A 22,484-nucleotide genomic window follows, 5' to 3' on the forward strand; every position below is an offset into this window, starting at 1 on the left:
TCATGCGTTCAACTCCTTGTGCAGCTCCTGCAGCGACCAGACGGGGCCGGTGCCACGGAATTCCAGTGAATCCACCAGCGCCTTGGCGCCGGCAATGGTGGTCGAATAGGTGACGCGGTGCTGCAGCGCCTCGCGACGGATCGAGAACGAGTCGTTGATCGCTGCACGGCCTTCGGTCGTGTTGACGATGTAGACGATCTCGCCGTTCTTGATCGAATCGACGATGTGCGGGCGACCCTCGACCACCTTGTTGATGATCTCGCAGTCCATGCCGTGCTGCTGCAGCCACGCGGCGGTGCCACGGGTGGCAACCAGGCTGTAGCCACGGGCCAGCAGGGCCTTGGCCACCGGCAGCACGCGCTTCTTGTCCGGGTCACGCACCGAGACGAAGGCCTTGCCGACCGGCGGCGCCTTGATGCCGCCCGCTTCCTGCGCACGCGCGAAGGCGGCGTTGAAGGTACGGCCGACGCCCATCACTTCGCCGGTGGAACGCATTTCCGGCCCGAGGATCGGGTCGACGCCCTGGAACTTGGCGAACGGGAAGATCGCTTCCTTCACCGAGTAGTAGTCCGGCACGATCTCTTCGGTCGCGCCCTGCTCGGCCAGGGTCTTGCCGGCCATGCAGCGCGCGGCGATCTTGGCCAGCGCCATGCCGGTGGCCTTGGACACGAACGGCACGGTACGCGAGGCGCGCGGGTTCACTTCCAGCAGGTAGATGGTGTCATCACCGTCGTCATTGGTCTGGATCGCGAACTGGGTGTTCATCAGGCCGACCACGTTCAGGGCCTTGGCCAGCTCCACCACCTGGCGGCGCAGTTCGGCCTGGGTCTTGGCCGACAGCGAGTACGGCGGCAGCGAGCAGGACGAGTCACCGGAGTGCACGCCGGCTTCTTCGATGTGCTCCATCACGCCGCCGATCAGGACGTTGCCATCCTTGTCGGCGATGATGTCCACGTCCACTTCCACGGCGTTGTCCAGGAAGCGGTCCAGCAGCACCGGCGAATCGTTGGACACCTTCACCGCGTCGCGCACGTAGCGGGCCAGGTCGGATTCGCCGTAGACGATTTCCATCGCGCGGCCGCCCAGCACGTAGCTCGGGCGCACCACCAGCGGGTAGCCGATCTCACGGGCCAGCAGCAGGGCTTCCTGGTCGTTGCGGGCAATGCGGTTCGGCGGCTGCTTCAGCTTCAGCGAATCCACCAGCTGCTGGAAGCGCTCGCGGTCTTCGGCCAGATCGATCGAATCCGGGCTGGTGCCGATCACCGGCACGCCGTTGGCTTCCAGCGCGCGCGCCAGCTTCAGCGGGGTCTGGCCGCCGTACTGCACGATCACGCCCTTCGGCTGTTCCAGTTCGACGATTTCCAGCACGTCTTCCAGGGTCAGCGGCTCGAAGTACAGGCGGTCGGAGGTGTCGTAGTCGGTCGACACGGTTTCCGGGTTGCAGTTGACCATGATGGTTTCAAAACCATCCTCGCGCAGCGCCAGTGCCGCGTGCACGCAGCAGTAGTCGAACTCGATGCCCTGGCCGATGCGGTTCGGGCCACCGCCGAGGATCATGATCTTGTCGCGGTTGGTCGGCGCGGCCTCGCACTCGTCCTCGTAGGTCGAGTACAGGTAGGCGGTACCGGTGGAGAACTCACCGGCGCAGGAATCGACGCGCTTGTAGACCGGGCGCACCTTGTGGGCACGGCGCAGCGCGCGGAGGGCCGCTTCGTTGGTGCCGGTCAGCTGGGCCAGGCGGGCGTCGGAGAAGCCGGCGCGCTTGAGCTTGCGCAGGCGTGCAGCATCCAGTGCATCGATGCCACCAGCGGCGACTTCGCCTTCAGCCGCGATGATTTCCTCGATCTGGTCCAGGAACCAATGGTCGATGAAGGACAGCGCGTAGATCTCTTCCACGCTCATGCCGGCGCGGAAGGCATCGGCCACGTAGAACAGGCGCTCCGGGCCCGGGGCCTTCAGCTCGCGGCGCAGGGTCTGCAGGTCGTCTTCGCTGGTCAGGTCCAGGCCGGTCGGGTCGAAACCAACCTTGCCGGTCTCCAGGCCACGCAGGGCCTTCTGCATCGATTCCTGGAAGGTACGGCCCATCGCCATCACCTCGCCCACCGACTTCATCTGGGTGGTCAGGCGGGCGTCGGCGGCCGGGAACTTCTCGAAGGCGAAGCGCGGGATCTTGGTGACGACGTAGTCGATGGACGGCTCGAACGAAGCCGGGGTCAGGCCGCCGGTGATCTCGTTCTTCAGTTCGTCCAGGGTGTAGCCCACGGCCAGCTTGGCGGCAACCTTGGCGATCGGGAAGCCGGTGGCCTTGGAGGCCAGCGCCGAGGAACGCGACACGCGCGGGTTCATTTCGATGACGACGACGCGGCCGGTGTTCGGGTTGATGCCGAACTGCACGTTCGAGCCACCGGTGTCGACGCCGATCTTGCGCAGCACGGCGATGGAGGCATCGCGCAGGCGCTGGTATTCCTTGTCGGTCAGGGTCTGCGCCGGGGCCACGGTGATCGAGTCACCGGTGTGCACGCCCATCGGGTCCAGGTTTTCGATCGAGCAGACGATGATGCAGTTGTCCGCGGTATCGCGGACCACTTCCATCTCGAATTCCTTCCAGCCCAGCACCGATTCTTCGACCAGCACTTCGGTGGTCGGCGACAGCTCCAGACCGCGGCTGACGATCTCCACCAGCTCTTCGCGGTTGTAGGCGATGCCGCCACCGCTGCCGCCCAGGGTGAAGCTGGGGCGGATGATGGTCGGGTAGCCGACGCGGGTCTGGATTTCCAGCGCTTCGTCCAGGGTGTGGGCGACGGCGGCGGTCGGGCACTCCAGGCCGATCTCATCCATGGCCACGCGGAACAGCTCGCGGTCTTCGGCCATCATGATCGCTTCGCGCTTGGCGCCGATCAGTTCGACGTTGTACTTCTCCAGCACGCCGTTGTCGGCCAGGTCCAGCGCGCAGTTCAGCGCGGTCTGGCCACCCATGGTCGGCAGCAGTGCATCTGGCTTTTCCTTGGCGATGATCTTCTCGACCGTCTGCCAGTTGATCGGCTCGATGTAGACGGCGTCGGCCATCTCCGGGTCGGTCATGATCGTGGCCGGGTTGCTGTTGACCAGCACCACGCGGTAACCCTCGTCACGCAGGGCCTTGCAGGCCTGGGCGCCGGAATAGTCGAACTCGCAGGCCTGGCCGATGACGATCGGGCCAGCACCGATGATGAGGATGGTCTTGAGGTCAGTGCGCTTGGGCATTTTCTTCTCTAAGTCAGTACAGCGTGACAAGGGGGAGTGATCGCACGCTGTCGATCAGGAATCTTGATCCGCAGCGCCGCGCCAGGGGCAGCAGCGATGCGGGGGCTTACGGTCCATCGCGACGCCACCGGCGGGCCGGCGGCGTACTGATCACGCCTTGCTCTGTTCCATCAGGGCCACGAAACGGTCGAACAGCGGGCCCACGTCGGTCGGGCCCGGCGAGGCTTCCGGATGGCCCTGGAACGAGAACGCCGGCACGTCGGTGCGGGCGATGCCCTGGTTGGTGCCGTCGAACAGCGAACGGTGGGTCACGCGCAGGGTGGCCGGCAGGGTCGTTTCGTCAACCGCGAAGCCGTGGTTCTGCGAGGTGATCATCACCCGGCCGTTGTCCAGGTCCTGCACCGGGTGGTTGGCACCGTGGTGGCCGTGGCCCATCTTCATGGTCTTGGCGCCCGAGGCCAGGCCCAGCAGCTGGTGGCCCAGGCAGATGCCGAAGGTCGGGATCTTCACGTCGATGAAGGTCTTGATCGCTTCGATGGCGTAGTCGCACGGTTCCGGGTCACCCGGGCCGTTGGACAGGAACACGCCGTCCGGCTTCAGCGCCAGGACCTCGGCAGCCGGGGTCTGTGCCGGCACCACGGTCACTTCGCAGCCGCGCTCGGCCAGCATGCGCAGGATGTTGGTCTTCACGCCGAAGTCGTAGGCCACGACCTTGAACTTCGCCGGCACGCTGACGAAGGCATTGGCATCCAGGTCCAGCTGGCCCTCGGTCCAGGTGTAGGTCTTCTCGGTAGTGACGACCTTGGCCAGATCCATGCCCTTCAGCCCCGGGAACTTGCGGGCGGCTTCCAGTGCCTTTTCCACGTCGATATCGCCGGCCATCAGCGCACCGTTCTGCGCGCCCTTCTCGCGCAGGATGCGGGTCAGCTTGCGGGTGTCGATGCCGGCGATGGCGACCACGCCACGCTGGATCAGCCAGTCCTGCAGCGACACCTGGCTGCGCCAGTTGCTGGGGCGGCGCGGCATGTCGCGCACGATCAGGCCGGCCGACCACACCTTGGACGCTTCATTGTCCTGGTCTGTCATGCCGGTGTTGCCGATATGCGGATAGGTCAGCGTGACCATCTGCCGGGCGTAGGACGGGTCGGTCAACACTTCCTGGTAACCGGTCATGGCGGTGTTGAACACCACCTCACCGACGGACAGGCCGGGCGCGCCTACGGATTCGCCCTCGAATACGGTGCCGTCTTCGAGGACGAGGATTGCGGCTTGGGTCACGGAAATCTCACTTTGGCTACCGAGGGGGCTGCCGAAGTCACGCCTGCGCTTCACGGAAATCCGGTTGCAAAAAAGCGCGGACGTACGGTCTGGGACCGGTCCGGCTTTCGTGATTCGGCGAGTGCGAATTGTAGCGCTGCCCGGCCGCTCGCGCCAGCGGTTATATCGCTTTATGAACAGGCGATTGCGTATTCATTTCAATCCGGCAGCGTATGCGGGCCATCTGCGGTAGCGCCGGGCCATGCCCGGCGGAACTGACGAGGCCGCCGGGCATGGCACGGCGCTACCGGTTAACGGGGACCGTCCAGCAGGTCCCGCACCCGGTAGCTGCCCGGCGCCCGCCCCTGCAGCTGGCGGGCGGCAAACAGTGCACCGCGGGCGAAAATGTCGCGGTTGGTAGCGCGGTGCACCAGTTCGATGCGCTCACCCAGGCTGGTGAACTGCACCAGGTGCTCGCCGACGATGTCGCCGGCACGCAGGCTGGCGTAATGCGGCTCCGCCCCACCCCGCTGCGCGGCCGCGCCCAGGGTCAGCGCAGTGCCCGACGGCGCATCCTTCTTCTGCGTGTGGTGCGACTCGACCACGTCGCAGTCCCAGCCGGCCAGCGCCTGTGCAGCGCGCTCGACCAGTTCATCCAGCACCGCCACGCCCAGGCTGAAATTGGAGGCCCAGACCAGCGGGATCTTCGCCGCCGCCGCGTCCAACGCCTGCCGCTGCACACTGGAAATACCGGTAGTGCCGGACACCAGACCCGCACCGCGCTCCACGCACAGTGCCAGCATCGGGTCGAAGCCTTCAGGCAGACTGAAGTCGATGGCCACGTCGAACGCCGGCGCGCCTGCCAGCTCACTGGCGGCGAAGTACGGGACGCCTTCGATCACGCGCTGGGCCGGTGCACGGCCGGTCACGGCGGCCACGACCTGCAGGGTTTCGGGGTGTTCGGCAGCCAGGCGCAGCAGGGCCTGGCCCATGCGCCCGGAAGCGCCATGGATGAGCAATCGCAGGGGAGTCTGGTTCATGCACGCAGGCTAGCGGCAGGGCGGTCGATCCGGCAAGCACCATCACTGCTACGCTGCATGCCCTTTCAGGCAATGGAACGCATTCCCACCATGCAGATCAGCGAACAACTGGTCCTTGTCACCGGCGCAGGACGCGGCCTGGGCACGCATATCGCCCGCGCATTCGCCACACAGGGCGCGCGCGTCGTCATCAACTACCAGCGCAGCGAGGCGCCGGCACAGGCGCTGGCCAGGGAACTGGGCGGGCAGGCCCTGGCCGTGCAGGCCGATGTCACCGACCGCGACCAGGTCGCCGCCATGCTGCAGCAGGCACAGGCGCATTTCGGCCAGGGCGTGACCACGGTGGTGAACAATGCCCTGGCAGCGTTCTCGTTCAACGGTGATGCGCGCGACCAGGCCGGCGACATCGGCTGGCCCGCGTTCCAGGCACAGTTCGAAGGCAGCGTGCGCGGCGCGCTCAACACCGTGCAGGCCGCCCTGCCGGGCATGCAGGCCCGCCGCTTCGGCCGCATCATCAACATCGGCACCAACCTGTTCCAGAACCCGGTGGTGCCCTACCACGACTACACCGCCGCCAAGGCCGCCCTGCTGTCGCTGACCCGCACCCTGGCCGGCGACCTGGGGCCGCACGGCATCACCGTGAACATGCTGTCCGGTGGGCTGCTGCGCAGCACCGACGCCAGCGCGGCCACGCCGGAGGCGGTGTTCGACTACATCGCCGCCACGACGCCGCTGCGCAGTGTCACCACCCCGGCCGAGTTCGCTGATGCGGTGCTGTTCTTCGCCAGCCCCTGGTCGCGCGCGGTGACCGGGCAGAACCTGGTGGTGGATGGCGGACTGGTCAGGGACTGAGGCAGTGCGCATTTCCGAGGTCAGCCGGCTGACCGGCGCCAGCGCCAAAGCAATCCGCCTGTATGAGGCGCGCGGCCTGCTGCCGCCGGTGCCGCGTATCAACCGCTACCGCGATTACAGCGCCCGGGATGTCGCCTGGGTGCAGCTGATCCGCCAGGCCTTGGGGCTGGGCATCAGCCTGGGCAGCATCGCGCGCCTGCAGGACGGCCACGGCCAGCTCGACTGGCCCGCGGTGCTCGCCCTGCTGGAAGCACAGCGCGCGCGCATCACCCGTGAGCGCACCCGCCTGGCACAGGTCGACATCGCCCTGCAGCAGATCAGCCAGGAATTACGGCAGTGGCTGGACACGGGCGGCACGGCCTGCGATCTGGACAACGACACCTGCGCAGCTCCGGTTTGACTCTGCCCCTGGGGCACAGCCCAACCTCGCACGCTTTCCACTGCCCGAGGTTGTCGTGCCACGTTCCATTCTCATTCTGCTGGGCCACCCCGACCGCAACAGCCTATGTGGCGCACTGGCCCAGCGCTACGCCACCGCCGCGACAAACGCCGGCCACAGCGTGCGGCTGATCGCACTGGGCGAGCTGGAATTCGACCCGGTGCTGCGCCATGGCTATCGACAGATCCAGGCCCTTGAACACGACCTGCAGGAAGCCAGCGATGCCATCGCGGCCTGCGATCACCTGGTGCTGGTCTACCCCACCTGGTGGGGCGCCGCGCCGGCCTTGCTGAAGGGCTTCCTTGATCGGGTACTTCTGCCGGGCTTCGCGTTCCGGTATCGGCGCGGCTCGGTCTGGTGGGACCGGCTGCTGGCGGGCCGCAGCGCGCGGGTGATCACCACGATGGACACGCCCCCCTGGTACTACCGGTGGATCTACCGCGATGCGGGCATCACCCAGCTGCGCGCCACCGTCCTGGAATTCTGCGGCATCCGCCCGGTGCGGGTCAGTCGTCTGGGTGCGGTGCGCAGCAGCACGCCGGCGCAGCGGGAGCGCTGGCTGCAGCGGGTGGCGGAGCTGGGCCGCCAGGCGCGGTAGATCCACGCCACGCGCGGATGGGGACTAGTAGATCCACGCCATGCGTGGATGGGGACTAGTAGATCCACGCCATGCGTGGATGAAGGCCCCCGCGTACAGCAGCCGAGCATGGCTCGGCTCTACTTTTTGCTGGGCCCGCAGCTGTCGCAGCCACCGCAGGCGCCACCACCGCCGCTGGCCGGCGGCGCGATCTTCCGCCCCAGCGCCTGCATCCACCCGGCGCGGCCCGGCTTCAGCAGGGCCAGCGCCAGGGCGCCGCGCAGCCTGCGCGCGGTGCCGGGAAACTGCTTCTTCAGCACCACCCACGCGCTGACCACGACGGCCACGGCGATGATCAGGTACTGGATCAGCAGGCCGGCGTCCATCAGCCGCCTCCCAGCGCCACGGTCACCTGGTAGGTGATCAGCGCCGCCACATAGGCCGCAGCGAACAGGTACAGCGCCGAGAAGCCCATGGTCTTCCACGAGTTGGTCTCGCGCTTGATCGTGGCCAGCGTGGAAATGCACATCGGTGCGTAGATGAACCACACCATCAGCGCCAGGCCGGTGGCCAGCGACCAGCCATCGGCCACCACCGGCGACAGCGCCGAGATGGCCGCATCATCGTCCGCCGCCGACAGCGCATAGACCGTGGCCAGCGAGGACACGGCCACTTCGCGCGCGGCCAGGCCCGGGATCAGCGCGATGCAGATCTGCCAGTTGAAGCCCAGCGGCGCGAAGACCGCGGTCATCGCATGGCCGATCTGGCCGGCGTAGCTGTAGTCGATGGCCGGCATGGTGGCGTCGGCCGGCGCACCCGGGAAGGTCAGCAGCACCCACAGCAGGATGGTCAGGGCCAGGATGATGCCACCCACCCGGCGCAGGAAGATCATGCCGCGCTCGTACAGGCCCACGGCCAGGTCGCGCACATGCGGCAGGCGGTAGGACGGCAGCTCCAGCATCAGCGGGTGCTCGCTCTTGTCGCGGCGCCATTTCTTCATCACCCACGACATCACCAGCGCGCTGAGAATGCCGGCCACGTACAGGCCGAACAGCACCAGGCCCTGCTGGTTGAAGATGCCGACCTTGCCGGCCGGAATGAACGCGCCGATCAGCAGTGCATACACGGGCAGGCGCGCCGAGCAGGTCATCAGCGGCGCCACCAGGATGGTCGCCAGGCGGTCACGCGGATCCTGGATGCTGCGGGTGGCCATGATGCCCGGCACCGCACAGGCGAAGCTGGACAGCAGCGGGATGAACGAACGGCCCGACAGGCCCGCACCCGCCATCATGCGGTCGAGCAGGAAGGCCGCGCGCGGCAGGTAGCCGGATTCTTCCAGCGCCAGGATGAAGGCGAACAGGATCAGGATCTGCGGCAGGAACACCACCACGCCCCCCAGGCCGGCGATGATGCCGTCGGTCAGCAGGCTGGTCAGCGGGCCTTCCGGCAGCACGCCGCCCACGAATTCACCCAGCCAGCCGAAGCCGGCTTCGATGCCATCCATCAGCGGCGTGGCCCAGGCGAATACCGCCTGGAAGATCAGGAACATGACCACCACCAGAGTGATCAGGCCGTACACCGGGTGCAGCAGCCAGCGATCCAGGGTGTCGTCGATCTTCGCGGTCCGTGCCGGCATGCTGACGGCGGCCGAAAGGATGCTTCGCACCTTGGCGTGGTAATCGATGCCACCTTCAACGCCGGCCAGCGGCGCATCCAGGTGCGGCACCATCGCATCCAGGCGGTCGACCAGCGCCTTGGCGCCCTGCTTGCGCACGGCCACGGTTTCCACCACCGGCACGCCGATCTCGCGCTCCAGCGCGGCCACGTCGATGCGGATGCCACGGCGCTGGGCCGCGTCGACCATGTTCAGCGCGATCACCATCGGCTTGCCCAGCTCGCGCAGTTCCAGCGCAAAGCGCAGGTGCAGGCGCAGGTTGGTGGCGTCGATCACGCACAGGAGCACGTCCGGCGCGGCCTCGCCCGGGTAGAAGCCCCGGCACAGGTCGCGGGTGATCGCTTCGTCCAGGCTGGCCGGCTGCAGGCTGTAGGCGCCCGGCAGGTCCAGTACGGCGAATTCGCGGCCGGACGGCGCACGCAGGCGGCCTTCCTTGCGCTCGACGGTCACGCCGGTGTAGTTGGCAACCTTCTGCCGGCTGCCGGTCAGCTGGTTGAACAGGGCGGTCTTGCCGCTGTTGGGGTTGCCGACCAGCGCAATACGCAGCGGTGCGGCGTTGACGGCGGCATTCATGCTCGGGACTCCTGGCCGGCGGTATCGATCACGATCCGTTTGGCCTCACTGATACGCAGCGCGAAACGGGTGAAGCCCACCTGCACCAGCAACGGTTCGCCGCCCACCGGGCCCTTGGCCACCAGGCGCACTTCCTCGCCCTTGACGAAGCCCAGCTCGCGCAGCCGCCGGGCGATGGCATCGTTGGCGTGCAGGTCCTGCACGGAATCGACTACGGCCGGGGTGTGCAGAGGCAGTTCGGACAGCGTCATCTAGCGCGATCTCAGCTGGATGTAAATGGTTCTCGATTCTAACATTCCCGCGTCGCGTCATGGCCCATGACCAATGGCCCGCTATGATCCATACAGGTATGGAGTAACCCGAATCCCATGAACGATGCTTTGCAGATCGAGCGCTCTGGCGCCGCCCTGACCCTCTGGCTGAACCGGCCGGAGCTGCACAACGCCTTCGACGCCGGCCTGATCGCCCGGCTGACCGCCGCCCTGGAAGCCGCCGGACGCGACCCCGCCGTCCGCGTGGTGGTCCTGGCCGGCCACGGTGCCTCCTTCTCGGCCGGCGCCGACCTGCAGTGGATGCGCGGCATGGCGGCCGCCAGCGAGGCCGAAAACCGCGAGGATTCGCTGGCCCTGGCCCGGCTGATGCGCACCCTGGATGAACTGCCCAAGCCGACCCTGGCCCGGGTCCATGGCGCCGCTTTCGGCGGCGGTGTCGGCCTGGTCGCCTGCTGCGACATCGCCATCGCCACCAGCGCCGCCCGTTTCGGCCTGACCGAAAGCCGCCTGGGCCTGCTGCCGGCAGTGATCTCGCCCTATGTGATCGAGGCCATCGGCCCGCGCCAGGCCCGCCGCTGGTTCGCCACCGGCGAACACTTCGATGCCGAAACCGCCCTGCGCATCGGCCTGGTCCACCAGCTGGTCGAACCGGAGCGTCTGGACGAGGCCGTGCAGCGCCAGCTTGCCCTGCTGGACAAGGCCGGCCCGATCGCCTCGGCGTCGGCCAAGCTGCTGGTCCGCCAGGTCCGCGACAGCCATGACCGTGACACCCTGGACCGCGACAATGCCGCCCTGATCGCGCGCCTGCGGGTGTCCGCCGAAGGCCAGGAGGGCTTGGGCGCCTTCCTCGACAAGCGCGCGCCGCACTGGGTCACGGAGGCCTGACATGCTCGACCACATCGGCCTGTGCAGCGGCGACCTGCCGCGCAGCAAGGCGTTCTTCCTGCAGGCCCTGGCGCCGCTGCAGCTCACCCTGGTGATGGAAGTGACCGCCGAACAGACCGGCGCCCACGACCACGTCGGCTTCGGCAGCGGCGGCAAGCCGTTCTTCTGGATCGGCAATGGCGGGGTGCCCAGCCAGGGCGTGCATGTGGCCTTCGCCTGCGCCGACCGCGCCCAGGTGGACGCCTTCCACGCCGCCGCTCTGGCCGCGGGCGGCCGCGACAATGGCGCCCCCGGCCTGCGCCCCTGGTACCACCCGGACTACTACGCCGCCTTCGTGATCGACCCGGACGGCAACAACATCGAGGCGGTCTGCAACCGCCCCGCCTGAGTCCCGCAACCGGGCGTGGCCGCTTCGGCGACCCGCCTGCGTATCCCTGTTGGCAGCCTGGTGGAGACCGGGCGGCCGCCCGTTCCCCAGGAATCCACGTGATCGCACCTGCCCTCGCCCCTGCCGCCCGTCCCGCCCTGCCCGCCCCGGGGGTGCGCCGATGAGCGATTTCGTCCGTATCGTCGAAGTCGGGCCGCGCGATGGCCTGCAGAACGAAAAGCAGGCCGTGGCCACCGCCGACAAGATCGCCCTGATCGATCGCCTGTCCGCCACCGGCCTGCGCACCATCGAGGCCACCAGCTTCGTCAGCCCACGCTGGGTCCCGCAGCTGGCCGACGCCGCCGAGGTCTACCAGGGCATCGATCGCCGCGCGGGCATCGCCTACCCGGTGCTGGTGCCCAACGAACAGGGCTACGACCGCGCCCGCGCGGTGGGCGTGCAGGAAGTGGCGGTGTTCACCGCCGCGTCCGAGGCCTTCAACCGGACCAATACCAATGCCGGCATCGACGAATCGCTGGCCCGTTTCGCGCCGATCCTGCGCCGGGCCGCCGACGATGGCGTGCGCGTGCGCGGCTACGTATCGACCGTGCTGGGCTGCCCCTACCAGGGCGAGGTGCCGCTGGCCGACGTGGTGCGGGTGGCGCGCGCGCTGCATGAGATGGGCTGCTACGAAATCTCGCTGGGCGACACCATCGGCGTGGGCACCCCGCGCAAGGCGCTGGCCATGCTGCAGGCCGTGGCCGCGGAGATCCCGATGAGCGCCCTGGCCGTGCATTTCCACGATACCTACGGCCAGGCCGTGGCCAACATCGCCAGCTGCCTGGAAGAAGGCGTGCGCGTGGTCGACAGCGCCGTGTCCGGCGCCGGCGGCTGCCCCTACGCCAAGGGCGCCAGCGGCAACGTCGCCAGCGAGGACGTGGTCTATCTGCTGCAGGGCCTGGGCCTGGAATGCGGGGTGGACCTGCCGGCGCTGGCCGAAACCGGCCGCTGGCTGGCCGGGCTGCTCGGCCGCGCCACCGCCAGCCGGGTCGGGCAGGCCCTGGCGGCGACATGAACAACAGCGGCCCGCGCGACGTTCCGGCATTCGGCGAAGATTCCGCCGCGACCGACGACGCGCTGGCCGCACTGCATGCGGCGCTGGCCGCGGCAACGCCCCCGCAGGCCGGCGTGCTGCGCCAGGCCATGGATGCGCTGGCCGAGTCCCGCCAGCGCATGACCGAAGCGCAGGACCGCTACGCGGCCCTTTTCAATGCGGTACCCGACCCGGTCAGCATCCTCAGCGCCGAGGGCGTGGTGCTGGACGTCAACCGCGCCGGCATCCTGGCCTATGACCGGCCACGCGACGCCATCGTCGGCCAACCCATCGAACTGCTCAACCCCGACCTGCCCAGCGACCACCTGCAGCCGGTGTGGGAAGCGCTGAACCGCGGCGACACCTATGTCATCGAAGTGACCAACATGCGCGGCGACGGCAGCCGCTTCCCGGTGGAGGTGCACTCGGCCGGGTTCCAGGACCACGGCGAGCCCTGCATCGTCGCCGTCGCCCGCGACCTGAGCGGCCGCTGGCGCGCCGAATCGCGCTACCGCCTGCTGATGGAATCGATCGACAAGGGCGTGATCCTGTTCGACCGCGACCTGCGCGTCCTGTCGGCCAACCCGGCCGCGCACCGCATCCTGGGGGTGAACGGCAACGGCCATGGCAGCGGCTTCAACGCCCTGCTCGACCCCGAGGCCTGGCTGATCGTGGACGAGAACGGCAACACCCTGACCCCCGCGCAGTGGCCCACCAACCGCTGCTTCCAGGCCGGGCGGGTGATCCGCAGCACCATCATCGGCCTGTACCACCGCCCGCGGGGGCGCATGCTGTGGCTGTCCACCACCAACGTGCCGGTGTTCGGCACCGGCTGCGACCAGGCCGATCATGTGTATTCGATGTTCAGTGACATCACCGAACTGAAGCGCAACAACACCCTGTTCGCCCGCGCGCAGTCGCTGGCCCACATTGGCGGCTGGGAATGGGACCGTGGCCTGCAGCGCCTGTACCTGACCGACGAGGCACGCCGCATCGTCGGCCAGCCGCTGGACATGAACGACATGCCCGACCTGCTGGACTGCCTGCGCAGCGATGACCGCGTCGCCCTGCAGCAGGCCCTGGCCGACACCATCGAACACCGCAGCAGCTTCGGCCTGGAACTGCAGGGCCAGCGCCGCGACGGCCATTCGTTCTGGATCCGCATGATCGGCGAGGTCTCCACCGGCGATGTCGATGCGGCGCGCATCGCCGGCACCGTGCAGGACATCACCGAACGCAAGCAGGCCGAGGAAACCCTGCGTGTGCAGGCGCGCACCGATCCGCTGACCGGCATCATGAACCGGGATGCCGTACTGAACGACCTGGGCGTGCGCATGGGCAGCCCCGGCCACGACCGCGTGGCGGTGCTGTACATCGACCTGGACCGCTTCAAGGTGGTGAATGATCTGCTGGGCCACAACGCCGGCGATGAACTGCTGATCGAAGCCACCCGGCGCATTGCCACGGCCATCGGCACCGAAGGCCTGCTGGCCCGCTTCGGTGGCGACGAATTCCTGGTGATCTGCGATGTACGCGACCAGCCCGACCAGGCCGAACAGCTGGCCGAGCGCATCACCGCTGCGTTCTCGTCACCGTTCCAGCTGGGCAGCGATGAATTCCCGGTCACCGCCAGCATCGGCATCGCGGTGGCGCCGCGCGACGGCGATCGCCCGCAGCAGCTGATCCAGAACGCCGACACGGCCATGTACGAGTGCAAGCGCCGCACCCGCAACGGCTGGCAGGTGTTTTCGCCCGAGCTGGCGCAGCGCCAGAACGACCGTCTGCAGATCGAAAGCCGGCTGCACAAGGCACTGGACGGCGATGAGTTCCGCCTGGTCTACCAGCCGCAGATCAGCCTGCGCAGCGGCGCCACCATCGGCTGCGAAGCCCTGATGCGCTGGCACAACACCCAGCTGGGGCAGATGCGCCCGGACCTGTTCATCCGCCACGCCGAACATACCGGCGATATCGTCCGCATCGGCCAATGGGCGCTGCGCGAGGCCTGCCGCCAGGTGCGGCAATGGCAGGACGACGGGCTGGGCACGCTGCGTGTGGCAGTGAACGTGTCCTGGCGGCAGTTCGTGGGCGAAGACCTGGCCCGCTGGGTGCGTCAGGTGCTGGACGAGTTCGGCCTGCCCGGCACCGCGCTGGAACTGGAGTTCACCGAACGGGTCCTGATCGAGGACGCACCGGACACCCTGCGCACCTTCGCCCGCCTGCGCGAGATGGGCGTGATGCTGACCATCGATGATTTCGGCGAGGGCTACAGCGCCCTGAACTACCTGCGGCGGCTGCCCATCCACGGCCTGAAACTGAGCCAGCTGTTTGTCGAAGGCATCCCGCGCAACCGCTCGGACGTGGCCGTGTGCGAAGCGGTCTGCGCCATCGCCCGCAGCCTGGGCCTGGGCGTGGTGGCCGAAGGCGTGGAAACCGAGGCCCAGCGCCAGTGCCTGCTGGGGCTGGGGGTCACCGTCGGTCAGGGCTTCCTGTTCGCCCCCGGCCTGCCCCCGGACGAGTTCGAACGCCGCCTGCGCGGGCGCCAGCCACCGCCGTTGTAGCGTCGAGCCACGGCAGTCGAGCATGGCTCGACGCTACGGGTGAAGCCCGATTGCAGCGGCGCACAACAGCGCTCGCCGTGGCTTCCGTTAGAATCGGCGGTTCTCGAACCTGCAGGACCGTTCAATGCAGCTGTCTTCCGTACGTGCCGTGATCACTGGCGGCGTTTCCGGCCTCGGCCTGGCCGTGGCCCAGCACCTCGTCGCCCAGGGCGGCAAGGTGGCTCTGTTCGATCTGAACGACGACAAGGGCGCGGCCGCCGTGGCCGGTCTCGGTGCCGACAAGGCCCACTATTTCAACGTCAACGTCAGCGATGAGGCGGCCGTGGCCGCGGCCATCGACCAGGCCCACGACTTCCTGGGCGGCCTGAACGTGGCGATGAACTGCGCCGGCATCCTCGGCGCCGGCCGCGTGCTGGGCAAAGAGGGTCCGATGCCACTGGCCGGCTTCCAGGGCACGGTGATGGTCAACCTGGTCGGCAGCTTCAACGTGGCCAAGGCCGCCGCCAACCGCATGCAGCACAACGAGGCCGGCGACGACGGCGAGCGCGGCGTGATCATCAACACCGCCAGCATCGCCGCCTACGAAGGCCAGATCGGCCAGGCCGCCTATGCCGCCAGCAAGGGCGGCGTTGTATCGATGACCCTGCCGATGGCCCGCGAGCTGTCGCGCTTCGGCATCCGCGTGAATACGATTGCGCCGGGCGTGTTCTGGACGCCGATGGTGGACGGCATGCCCGAGGCCGTGCAGCAGTCGCTGGCCGCATCGATCCCGTTCCCCTCGCGCCTGGGCAAGCCGGAAGACTTCGCCAGCCTGGTCGGCTTCATCCTCGGCAACACCTATCTCAACGGCGAGACCATCCGCCTGGACGGCGCTACCCGCCTCGCTCCGAAGTGATTCCCCCGGGCGCCGGGACGGCGCCCACCCCCAACCACCTAGATCACCATGAAAGCCAACGACATCAAGAAGGGCAACGTCGTCGAGTACAACAACGGCGTGTACCAGATCCGCGACATCGAGCGCAGCTCGCCGCAGGGTCGCGGCGGCAACGTCCGCTTCCGTTTCATCATGTACAGCGTGCCGGGCGGCAACAAGCTCGACGCCAGCTTCGACGCCGACGACAACCTGGTCGAAGTCGAACTGCTGCGCCGCCAGTCCACCTATTCGTACAAGGACGGCGATGCCTTCGTGTTCCTGGATGACGAGGACTACACCCCCTACACCCTGGACGCGGACGTGATCGGCGATGACGCCGGCTACATCACCGACGGCCTGACCGGCATCTACGTGCAGGTCATCGACGAGCAGCCGGTGGCGATCCAGCTGCCCGCCTCGGTCGTGCTGGAAGTGATCGAGACCCCGCCGGAACTGAAGGGCGGTACCGCTACCAAGCGCCCGAAGCCGGCCAAGCTGAACACCGGTATCGAGATCATGGTTCCGGAATACATCGCCAACGGTGAGCGCGTGCTGGTGAACACCGCCACCGGCGAATTCGCCGGCCGTGCCGACTAAGCGCCTCGCGCTGGTTGCCTGCCTGTCCCTGCTTGCGGCGTGTTCGCCGCAGGCAGCGGACAGTGCCGCCGATGTCACGCCGAAGGCAACCGCCAGCGACCCGGCGGCACCACCTGGGGCAGCGGAGCCGGCACCCGCCGTGGCGCCCGCTACTACCCCGTCGACCGGCGATGAAGCGCTGGACCAGGCGCTGGCCGCCGCCGGCTGTCCGGTGCCCGGGGATGTGTATGACGTCGAGGACGTGCGCATCTACTGCCAGATGCCCGCCGACGTGCAGGCCTTCCTCGCACGCGAGAACACCTGCCAGCATTTCGCCGGCGAAGAGCCCTACGACGACGAGCGCCGCCGCGAACTGGAAGAAGCCAGCGCTACGTACTGCGAGGGCCGCGAGAAGATCTTCACCGACCTGGTCGCGCGCCATCACGATGACTGTGCAGTCCGCTCGGCGCTGATCGACATCAACGGTCGCTACGACCTGGACTTCGACCTGGACCTGAAGCCCTGCGAGGGCTGACCCCTTGATGATGTGGAGCCGAGCGTGGGCTCGGCGCTACAGGGGTGCGCTTACTTGCTGCCGAAATTGCCGCAGCCGTGGTACTGGCGCGCGCCGATGGTCAGATTGACCTTGGCCTCGAACGCCTCGCCACTCATGTCGTCCTCGCAGGTGGTGCGCTGGTAGCTCAGCTTGATGTCGGTGCCATCGGTGGCCTTGCCGATCCAGCCATCCGCACCCTGGGTGGGTGCCGGCACCTGCAAGCGGCGCTCGCCATAATCGACCTCCACCTGCAGGCCCGGCGCATCGCCATCGACCACGGCCAGCCAACCCGGCTCGTTGCCGGTGGCACGGAACGCCGCCGTGCCGGCGCTGCCATCGCCTTCGGCGCTCTCCAGCGCACGGCACTCGCGGTCGGCATCCCCCTTCAGGGTCAGCAGGCCTTCGTCGCTGCCGCGGGTCCAGAAGCTGTTGCCCTGCCCATCGCCGTACTTCGCGCCGGACGCCGCGCGCTCGGCGTGCATGGCCAAGCTCCGCCCGTCGATCACCACGGTCGCGGCATCCTCGCCGACGAAGGTGGCGCGCACATCCAGATCGCCACAACGGTAAGTCGTTGCGGCTGCGGCGTCGGCACCTGCGTCGCTCACCGCGGGCGCCGGGGTGGGTTCAGGCAGGGGCGCCGCTGGCTGCGCAACGGGCGCTTGTGCGGGCTGGCAGGCGGCCAGTGCAAGGCTGAGGGAGGCTGCCAAAAGGGTGGAAGCTGCACGCATGGCTCGACTCCTTGTCGATAGTGCTGAAGACATCCGACCGTACCACTTCCCCACCGGCCAGGCCTGAAAGCGGCCTGAAAGCGGGCCGGGCACGTTCACGCAGCCAGCACCGCCATCGACAGCAACTGCGCACCGTCCGCACCGGAACTGCAGGTCCAGACCCGCAGCAGGCGCAGCGTGAGCGGGTACTCGAACCCCTGCCGGCGCACCGACACGCTTATGTCGCTGGACAGCAGCGCCAGGCGGCCGCACAGCAGCGTCTCGACCGCACCCCACTGCAGGTCCAGCACCTGCAGACGGCCGTCCAGCCAGTCGCCCAGCCACGGCAGATCCAGCACGCGTCCGCCGTTGCCATCCATCATGAACAGCGCCGGCGATACCAGCGCGGTCACGGCCGCGTGGTCGCCAGCCCGCAGGGCCTGTCCCAGGCGCTGTTCCAGCGCCGCCAGCTGCGGTGCATGCAGGTCATCCACGATGTCCCGTTCCATCCAGGGATCCTTCCGGCATCGGCCGGCGTCTGCGCAGGCGCTGCGCGATCCACTGCCGCGCGCCCTGCACCACCACATAGAAGACCGGCACGAAGAACACCGCCAACACCGTCGCGCTGACCATGCCGCCGAACACACCGGTACCGATGGCCTGCTGGGTTTCCTTCGAAGCGCCCTGGGCCAGCATCAACGGCACCACGCCCAGCGCGAACGCCAGCGACGTCATCACGATCGGCCGCAGGCGCAGGCGCGCCGCTTCCAGCGCTGCTTCGGCCAGGCCACGCCCCTGCTGCTGCAGTTGCCGGGCAAATTCGACGATGAGAATCGCGTTCTTCGCCGACAGGCCGATCACGGTGATCATGCCGACCTTGAAGAACACATCGTTGGGCATGCCGCGCAGCAGCACCGCCGCCACCGCACCGAGCAGGCCCAGCGGCACCACCAGCATCACTGCCATGGGAATCGACCAGCTTTCATACAGCGCCGCCAGCACCAGGAACACCACCAGCATCGACAGCAGCAGTAGCCAGGGTGCCTGCGCGCCCGATTCGCGCTCCTGCAGCGACTGGCTGGTCCACTGCAGGGCAAACCCCGCCGGCAGCTGCTGCGCCAGGCGCTCCATCTCGACCATGGCCTGGCCGGTGGACACGCCGCCGGCCGGTGCACCGGACAGGTTCAGCGCGGGAAAGCCCAGGTAGCGCTGCAGCTGCAGCGGCGCCTCGGTCCAGTGCGGGGTCACCAGTTCGGACAACGCCACCATGCCGCCCTCGCTGTTGCGCACATACAGCTTCAGCACGTCCTCCACCTGCATGCGGAAAGGTGCATCGGCCTGCACGATCACCTGCTGCATCCTGCCCTTGTTGGGGAAGTCATTGACGTACTGCGAACCCAGCGCCGCCGACAGGGTGCTGCTGATATCGGTGAACGCCACGCCCATCGCCTCGGCCTTGGCGCGATCGATATCCAGTCGCACGCTGCTGCCTGCCGGCAGGCCATCGGCATGCACCTCCGCCAGCAGCGGACTTGCCTGGGCCAGCTTCAGCAACTGCTGCAGGGCGGCGCGCAGCGCGGCCTGGTCCTGCCCGGTGCGTGCCTGCAGCGCCAGTGAGAAACCGGAGGAACGCCCCAGGCTGTCGATGGCCGGCGGCATCACGCTCATCACCTCACCCTCCGCCAGCGTTGCCATCGCCTGCTGCGCCGCCTCCACTTCAGCGGCTGCCGTCGCACCGGCACGTTCGCCCCAGTCCTTCAGCATGGTGTAGGCCAGTGCAGCGCTGGGGCCGGACCCGGAAAAGCTGTACCCCAGGATCGACTGGTTGGACGCAATGCCCGGCCGCGAAGCGACATGCTGCTCGTAGGCCTCGACGACGGCCAGGGTGCGTTCGGCGGTCGCTTCGGCCGGCAGCTGGATGGACGTCATGAAGTAGCCCTGGTCCTCCTCCGGCAGGAAGGCGCCCGGCAGCCAGTGCAAGCCCAGCAGCAGCGCCACCACCAACGCGGCGAACACGCCCATCACCCGCCCGCTCCGCCGCAGCACGGCGGCCACGCCACGCTGGTAGCCGCCGGTCATGCGCTCGAAGCCGCGGTTGAATCTGCCGAACAGGCCGCCACGACCATGGTGCCCATGGGTGCCAGGCCTCAGCAGGGTCGCGCACAACGCCGGCGTCAGGCTCAATGCCAGCAGCGCCGAAAACAGGATCGACACCGCCATCGCCACCGTGAACTGGCGGTAGATCGCGCCGACCGAGCCGCTGGCCAGCGCCATCGGAATGAACACCGCGGTCAGCACGAGGGTGATGCCGACCACCGCCCCGGTCAGTTCACGCATCGCCTTCAGCGTCGCCTCGCGCGGCGGCAGTCCTTCCTCGGCCATGATCCGCTCCACGCCTTCGACCACCACGATGGCATCGTCGACGATGATGCCGATCGCCAGCACCATGCCGAACATGGTCAGCACGTTGATCGAGAAGCCCAGCGCCAGCATCACCGCGAAGGTACCCAGCAGCGCGATGGGAGCGACCAGTGCCGGAATCAGCGTGTAGCGCCAGTTCTGCAGGAACAGGTACATGACCGCGAATACCAGCAGCATGGCCTCCACCAGGGTCTGCACCACCTTCTGGATCGAGATGCGGACGAACGGCGCGGTGTCGAACGGAACACTCGACTCCACCCCGCGCGGCAGCAGCGGCTGCAGTTCCTGCAGGCGTTCGCGCACGGCCCCGGCGGTGCGCACCGCATTGGCGCCCGGGCGCAGCTGCACGCCGGCCGCCGTGGCCGGGTGCCCGTCTTCGCGTGTTCCCCAGGCGTAGCTCTGCGCGCCCAGTTCGATCCGCGCCACATCGCCCAGCAGCACCCGTGAACCGTCGCTGCCGGCGCGCAGTACGATGCCTGCGAACTGTTCGGGCGTGGACAGCTGGCCCTCGGCCCGCAGCGGCACGGTGATGCGCTGGCCCGGCACGCCCGGTGAATCGCCGATGCGCCCCGGCGAGATGTCCAGGTTCTGCTGTTCGATGGCCGTGGCCACGTCGCCCATGGTCAGGCCGTAGCCGGTCAACCGGGTCGGGTCGATCCAGATGCGCATGGCCTGTTCGGCACCGAACAACTGCACCCGCCCGACGCCGTCGATGCGGCGCAGTTCCTCGATGATGTTGCGCGCCATGAAATCGCCCAGCCCGGCTTCGCTCACGCTGCCATCGGGCGAACGCAACCCGACCAGCATCAGGAAGCCCGAATCGGCCGCTTCCACGAACAGGCCGTTCTGCCGCACGCTGCGCGGCAGGCGCGGTTCGATCGCCTTGATCCGGTTCTGCACGTCCACCTGGGCCAGCTCCGGGTCGGTGCCAGGTTGGAACGTGGCGGTGATCGAAGCTTCACCCGACGTGTCCACCGACGACTCGAAATACAGCAGGTGCTTGACGCTGGACAGCTCGCGCTCGATCAGGCCCACTACCGCATCGTTCAGGGTCTGCGGGCTGGCGCCGGGATAACTGGCATAGATGCTCACGCTGGGCGGTGCCACCGCCGGGTAGCGCTCCACCGCCAGCCGCGGCAGGGCCAGCACGCCGGCCAGGATGATGAAGATCGCCAGCACCCAGGCGAACACCGGGCGATCGATGAAGAACCGTGCCATGTACGGGATTCCTGTGGGGACTCAGCCCTGTGTCGCCGCGCCAGCGGCAGCGGCCTTGGCGACCGGCATCGGCCAGTCGCGCGCATCGACCGTCACGCCTTCCTGCAGGCGTTCCTGGCCTTCGACAACCACCTTGTCGCCCGCCTGCAGGCCGTGCCGCACCAGCCACTGGCGGTCGACACTGCCGTCGAGCTCCAGGGTGCGGATCATCGCCCTGCCATCGCCGCCGATCACCCAGGCGTAGGCCTGGCCGCCGGCACTGCGCAGCACCGACTGCTGCGGCAGCAGCAGCGCATCGGTCGGCGCCCCGCGTGGCACCCGTGCCCGCACATACATGCCCGGCAGCAGCTGCCGCCCCGGGTTGTCGACCAGGATGCGCAGCACCACATCGCCGGTGCGCGCATCCACGTTCACCCCGGAAAACAGCAGGCGGCCACGTTCGGCCAACGGCTTGCCCGCCGCGCCGATGATGGTCACCGACAACGCATCGCCGCCGCCGGCGCCGCGCTGCAGCGCTTCCAGCTGCGATGCCGGCTGGCGCACGTCCACGTAGACCTGGTCGATCTGCTGCACCACCGCCATCGGCTCGGCATCGGCCACGCCCACCAGCGCACCTTCGGTCACCAGCGTCTGGTCGATGCGGCCGTCGATGGGCGCGCTGACCGTGGCGTAGCGCAGATCCAGCTGGCGCCGGGACAGGATCGCCCGCGCCTCGTTCACCGCTGCACGCGCCTGTTCGTACTCGGCGCTGGCGTCGTCGCGGTGCTGCTGGCTGACCGCCTGCGCGGCGGCCAGGGCATGCAGGCGCTGCGACTGCACACGGCTGCGTGACAGTGCGGCCTGGCTGCGCTGCAGGGCCGCCAGCGCAGAATCCACATCTGCCCGGAAGGCCGCCGGATCGATCTGGAACAGGGCCTGCCCTGCGCTGACCTCGGCGCCCTGCTCGAACATCCGGCGCTGCACGATGCCGCCCACCTGGGCACGGATCTGCGCCGTACGCACCGCAGCCACGCGTCCGGGCAGCTCGTCATCGCGCTGCACGCGCTGGGGCCCGACGGTGACGACGCTGACACGCGGCACCGCTTCGGTGCTGGGTTCGGGGTTGCTGCAGGCCGTCATGGCCAAGGCCAGGGTCGCGACCAGCGCGAACGGAGTCCTGAAGGTTCTCATTGCTGTGCACAATGCCGCGCACGCGGCTGACAAATCATGAAGCGCGCAGTCTGCGCGGCGATGATGGGGTTTCGATGGAGGAAGTGTGGAGA

The 22,484-nt window shown here is 68.3% G+C and carries 20 protein-coding genes; 10 read left to right on the forward strand and 10 right to left on the reverse strand.

Features of this window, described 5'->3' with window-relative positions; translation table 11 throughout:
* The 3 genes from carB to ACM2ZB_RS04890 form a co-directional block, all read right to left on the reverse strand.
* Entirely contained in the window at nt 1–3,243 is a 3,243-nt protein-coding gene (gene carB, locus ACM2ZB_RS04880) for a carbamoyl-phosphate synthase large subunit (RefSeq protein WP_416057664.1), read from the reverse strand.
* 150 nt (nt 3,244–3,393) lie between these two features.
* Entirely contained in the window at nt 3,394–4,521 is a 1,128-nt protein-coding gene (gene carA / locus ACM2ZB_RS04885; RefSeq protein ID WP_416057665.1) for a glutamine-hydrolyzing carbamoyl-phosphate synthase small subunit, read from the reverse strand.
* A 290-nt stretch (nt 4,522–4,811) separates the two neighbouring features.
* Nucleotides 4,812–5,492 carry a 4-hydroxy-tetrahydrodipicolinate reductase gene (locus tag ACM2ZB_RS04890; protein ID WP_416058622.1) on the reverse strand — a complete coding sequence of 227 codons (681 nt, stop codon included), beginning with the start codon at nt 5,490–5,492 and terminating at the stop codon, nt 4,812–4,814.
* A 138-nt stretch (nt 5,493–5,630) separates the two neighbouring features.
* On the opposite strand from ACM2ZB_RS04890, the gene ACM2ZB_RS04895 reads away from it, so the two are divergent.
* From ACM2ZB_RS04895 to ACM2ZB_RS04905, 3 genes are read left to right on the forward strand one after another with little or no spacing between them, the layout of a single operon-like run.
* A complete protein-coding gene (locus tag ACM2ZB_RS04895) occupies nt 5,631–6,392 on the forward strand; it encodes a 3-oxoacyl-ACP reductase (RefSeq protein ID WP_416057666.1) in 762 nt (253 codons plus the stop codon).
* 4 nt (nt 6,393–6,396) lie between these two features.
* A complete protein-coding gene (locus ACM2ZB_RS04900) occupies nt 6,397–6,792 on the forward strand; it encodes a MerR family transcriptional regulator (protein WP_416057667.1) in 396 nt (131 codons plus the stop codon).
* A gap of 55 nt (nt 6,793–6,847) precedes the next feature.
* Nucleotides 6,848–7,429 (forward strand): NAD(P)H-dependent oxidoreductase, encoded by a 582-nt coding sequence (locus ACM2ZB_RS04905; RefSeq protein WP_416057668.1) that lies wholly within the window; start codon nt 6,848–6,850, stop codon nt 7,427–7,429.
* 119 nt (nt 7,430–7,548) lie between these two features.
* Here ACM2ZB_RS04905 and ACM2ZB_RS04910 read toward each other — a convergent pair whose 3' ends face one another.
* The 3 genes from ACM2ZB_RS04910 to ACM2ZB_RS04920 are packed head-to-tail and all read right to left on the reverse strand — an operon-like array spanning nt 7,549 to nt 9,907.
* Entirely contained in the window at nt 7,549–7,794 is a 246-nt protein-coding gene (locus ACM2ZB_RS04910) for a DUF6587 family protein (RefSeq protein WP_416057669.1), read from the reverse strand.
* Nucleotides 7,794–9,656, reverse strand: coding sequence for a ferrous iron transport protein B (gene feoB / locus ACM2ZB_RS04915; RefSeq protein WP_416057670.1), 1,863 nt, complete (start codon nt 9,654–9,656; stop codon nt 7,794–7,796). Before feoB ends, ACM2ZB_RS04910 begins: the two co-directional genes overlap by 1 nt.
* Complete coding sequence (locus tag ACM2ZB_RS04920; RefSeq protein ID WP_416057671.1) at nt 9,653–9,907, reverse strand: FeoA family protein; 255 nt, start codon at nt 9,905–9,907, stop codon at nt 9,653–9,655. The genes feoB and ACM2ZB_RS04920 overlap by 4 nt, the downstream gene beginning before the upstream one ends.
* A gap of 117 nt (nt 9,908–10,024) precedes the next feature.
* Here ACM2ZB_RS04920 and ACM2ZB_RS04925 point away from each other — a divergent pair, with 117 nt between their 5' ends.
* The 7 genes from ACM2ZB_RS04925 to ACM2ZB_RS04955 all read left to right on the forward strand — a co-directional run bounded on the left by ACM2ZB_RS04925 (nt 10,025) and on the right by ACM2ZB_RS04955 (nt 16,855).
* The gene (locus ACM2ZB_RS04925) at nt 10,025–10,813 is read left to right on the forward strand and encodes an enoyl-CoA hydratase/isomerase family protein (RefSeq protein WP_313442951.1); all 789 of its coding nucleotides are present in this window, start codon (nt 10,025–10,027) and stop codon (nt 10,811–10,813) included.
* A gap of 1 nt (nt 10,814) precedes the next feature.
* Nucleotides 10,815–11,201 carry a VOC family protein gene (locus ACM2ZB_RS04930; RefSeq protein WP_416057672.1) on the forward strand — a complete coding sequence of 129 codons (387 nt, stop codon included), beginning with the start codon at nt 10,815–10,817 and terminating at the stop codon, nt 11,199–11,201.
* Nucleotides 11,202–11,361: 160 nt separating this feature from the next.
* Nucleotides 11,362–12,255, forward strand: coding sequence for a hydroxymethylglutaryl-CoA lyase (locus tag ACM2ZB_RS04935; protein WP_416057673.1), 894 nt, complete (start codon nt 11,362–11,364; stop codon nt 12,253–12,255).
* Nucleotides 12,252–14,831 (forward strand): EAL and GGDEF domain-containing protein, encoded by a 2,580-nt coding sequence (locus ACM2ZB_RS04940; RefSeq protein ID WP_416057674.1) that lies wholly within the window; start codon nt 12,252–12,254, stop codon nt 14,829–14,831. The genes ACM2ZB_RS04935 and ACM2ZB_RS04940 overlap by 4 nt, the downstream gene beginning before the upstream one ends.
* Before the next feature lie 124 nt (nt 14,832–14,955).
* Nucleotides 14,956–15,726: an SDR family oxidoreductase gene (locus tag ACM2ZB_RS04945; RefSeq protein ID WP_416057675.1), complete on the forward strand. Its 771-nt coding sequence runs from the start codon at nt 14,956–14,958 to the stop codon at nt 15,724–15,726.
* A gap of 48 nt (nt 15,727–15,774) precedes the next feature.
* Nucleotides 15,775–16,341 carry an elongation factor P-like protein YeiP gene (gene yeiP, locus ACM2ZB_RS04950; RefSeq protein WP_079221730.1) on the forward strand — a complete coding sequence of 189 codons (567 nt, stop codon included), beginning with the start codon at nt 15,775–15,777 and terminating at the stop codon, nt 16,339–16,341.
* Nucleotides 16,342–16,480: 139 nt separating this feature from the next.
* Nucleotides 16,481–16,855 (forward strand): hypothetical protein, encoded by a 375-nt coding sequence (locus ACM2ZB_RS04955; RefSeq protein ID WP_416057676.1) that lies wholly within the window; start codon nt 16,481–16,483, stop codon nt 16,853–16,855.
* Between the two features lie 50 nt (nt 16,856–16,905).
* Here the strand turns inward: ACM2ZB_RS04955 and ACM2ZB_RS04960 are convergent, their stop codons facing one another.
* The 4 genes from ACM2ZB_RS04960 to ACM2ZB_RS04975 form a co-directional block, all read right to left on the reverse strand.
* Nucleotides 16,906–17,604 carry a COG3650 family protein gene (locus tag ACM2ZB_RS04960; RefSeq protein ID WP_416057677.1) on the reverse strand — a complete coding sequence of 233 codons (699 nt, stop codon included), beginning with the start codon at nt 17,602–17,604 and terminating at the stop codon, nt 16,906–16,908.
* A gap of 95 nt (nt 17,605–17,699) precedes the next feature.
* Nucleotides 17,700–18,092: a nuclear transport factor 2 family protein gene (locus tag ACM2ZB_RS04965; RefSeq protein ID WP_416057678.1), complete on the reverse strand. Its 393-nt coding sequence runs from the start codon at nt 18,090–18,092 to the stop codon at nt 17,700–17,702.
* A complete protein-coding gene (locus tag ACM2ZB_RS04970; protein WP_416057679.1) occupies nt 18,070–21,222 on the reverse strand; it encodes a multidrug efflux RND transporter permease subunit in 3,153 nt (1,050 codons plus the stop codon). The genes ACM2ZB_RS04965 and ACM2ZB_RS04970 overlap by 23 nt, the downstream gene beginning before the upstream one ends.
* Before the next feature lie 21 nt (nt 21,223–21,243).
* Nucleotides 21,244–22,392, reverse strand: a complete 1,149-nt coding sequence (locus ACM2ZB_RS04975; protein WP_416057680.1) for an efflux RND transporter periplasmic adaptor subunit — start codon at nt 22,390–22,392, stop codon at nt 21,244–21,246.
* Nucleotides 22,393–22,484: the final 92 nt, after the last annotated feature.

Origin of the sequence: Stenotrophomonas maltophilia, assembly GCF_047782825.1 — a bacterium.
Lineage (GTDB): Bacteria > Pseudomonadota > Gammaproteobacteria > Xanthomonadales > Xanthomonadaceae > Stenotrophomonas.

Excerpts from the sequence above, each read along its gene's own strand:
- ACM2ZB_RS04935 (WP_416057673.1), top strand. The coding sequence starts at position 11,362 with ATGAGCGATTTCGTCCGTATCGTCGAAGTCGGGCCGCGCGATGGCCTG.
- ACM2ZB_RS04910 (WP_416057669.1), bottom strand. The coding sequence starts at position 7,794 with ATGGACGCCGGCCTGCTGATCCAGTACCTGATCATCGCCGTGGCCGTC.
- ACM2ZB_RS04970 (WP_416057679.1), bottom strand. The coding sequence starts at position 21,222 with ATGGCACGGTTCTTCATCGATCGCCCGGTGTTCGCCTGGGTGCTGGCG.
- ACM2ZB_RS04945 (WP_416057675.1), top strand. The coding sequence starts at position 14,956 with ATGCAGCTGTCTTCCGTACGTGCCGTGATCACTGGCGGCGTTTCCGGC.
- feoB (WP_416057670.1), bottom strand. The coding sequence starts at position 9,656 with ATGAATGCCGCCGTCAACGCCGCACCGCTGCGTATTGCGCTGGTCGGC.
- yeiP (WP_079221730.1), top strand. The coding sequence starts at position 15,775 with ATGAAAGCCAACGACATCAAGAAGGGCAACGTCGTCGAGTACAACAAC.
- ACM2ZB_RS04965 (WP_416057678.1), bottom strand. The coding sequence starts at position 18,092 with ATGGAACGGGACATCGTGGATGACCTGCATGCACCGCAGCTGGCGGCG.
- ACM2ZB_RS04975 (WP_416057680.1), bottom strand. The coding sequence starts at position 22,392 with ATGAGAACCTTCAGGACTCCGTTCGCGCTGGTCGCGACCCTGGCCTTG.
- carB (WP_416057664.1), bottom strand. The coding sequence starts at position 3,243 with ATGCCCAAGCGCACTGACCTCAAGACCATCCTCATCATCGGTGCTGGC.
- ACM2ZB_RS04925 (WP_313442951.1), top strand. The coding sequence starts at position 10,025 with ATGAACGATGCTTTGCAGATCGAGCGCTCTGGCGCCGCCCTGACCCTC.
- ACM2ZB_RS04920 (WP_416057671.1), bottom strand. The coding sequence starts at position 9,907 with ATGACGCTGTCCGAACTGCCTCTGCACACCCCGGCCGTAGTCGATTCC.
- ACM2ZB_RS04960 (WP_416057677.1), bottom strand. The coding sequence starts at position 17,604 with ATGCGTGCAGCTTCCACCCTTTTGGCAGCCTCCCTCAGCCTTGCACTG.
- ACM2ZB_RS04895 (WP_416057666.1), top strand. The coding sequence starts at position 5,631 with ATGCAGATCAGCGAACAACTGGTCCTTGTCACCGGCGCAGGACGCGGC.
- ACM2ZB_RS04930 (WP_416057672.1), top strand. The coding sequence starts at position 10,815 with ATGCTCGACCACATCGGCCTGTGCAGCGGCGACCTGCCGCGCAGCAAG.
- ACM2ZB_RS04940 (WP_416057674.1), top strand. The coding sequence starts at position 12,252 with ATGAACAACAGCGGCCCGCGCGACGTTCCGGCATTCGGCGAAGATTCC.
- ACM2ZB_RS04890 (WP_416058622.1), bottom strand. The coding sequence starts at position 5,492 with ATGGGCCAGGCCCTGCTGCGCCTGGCTGCCGAACACCCCGAAACCCTG.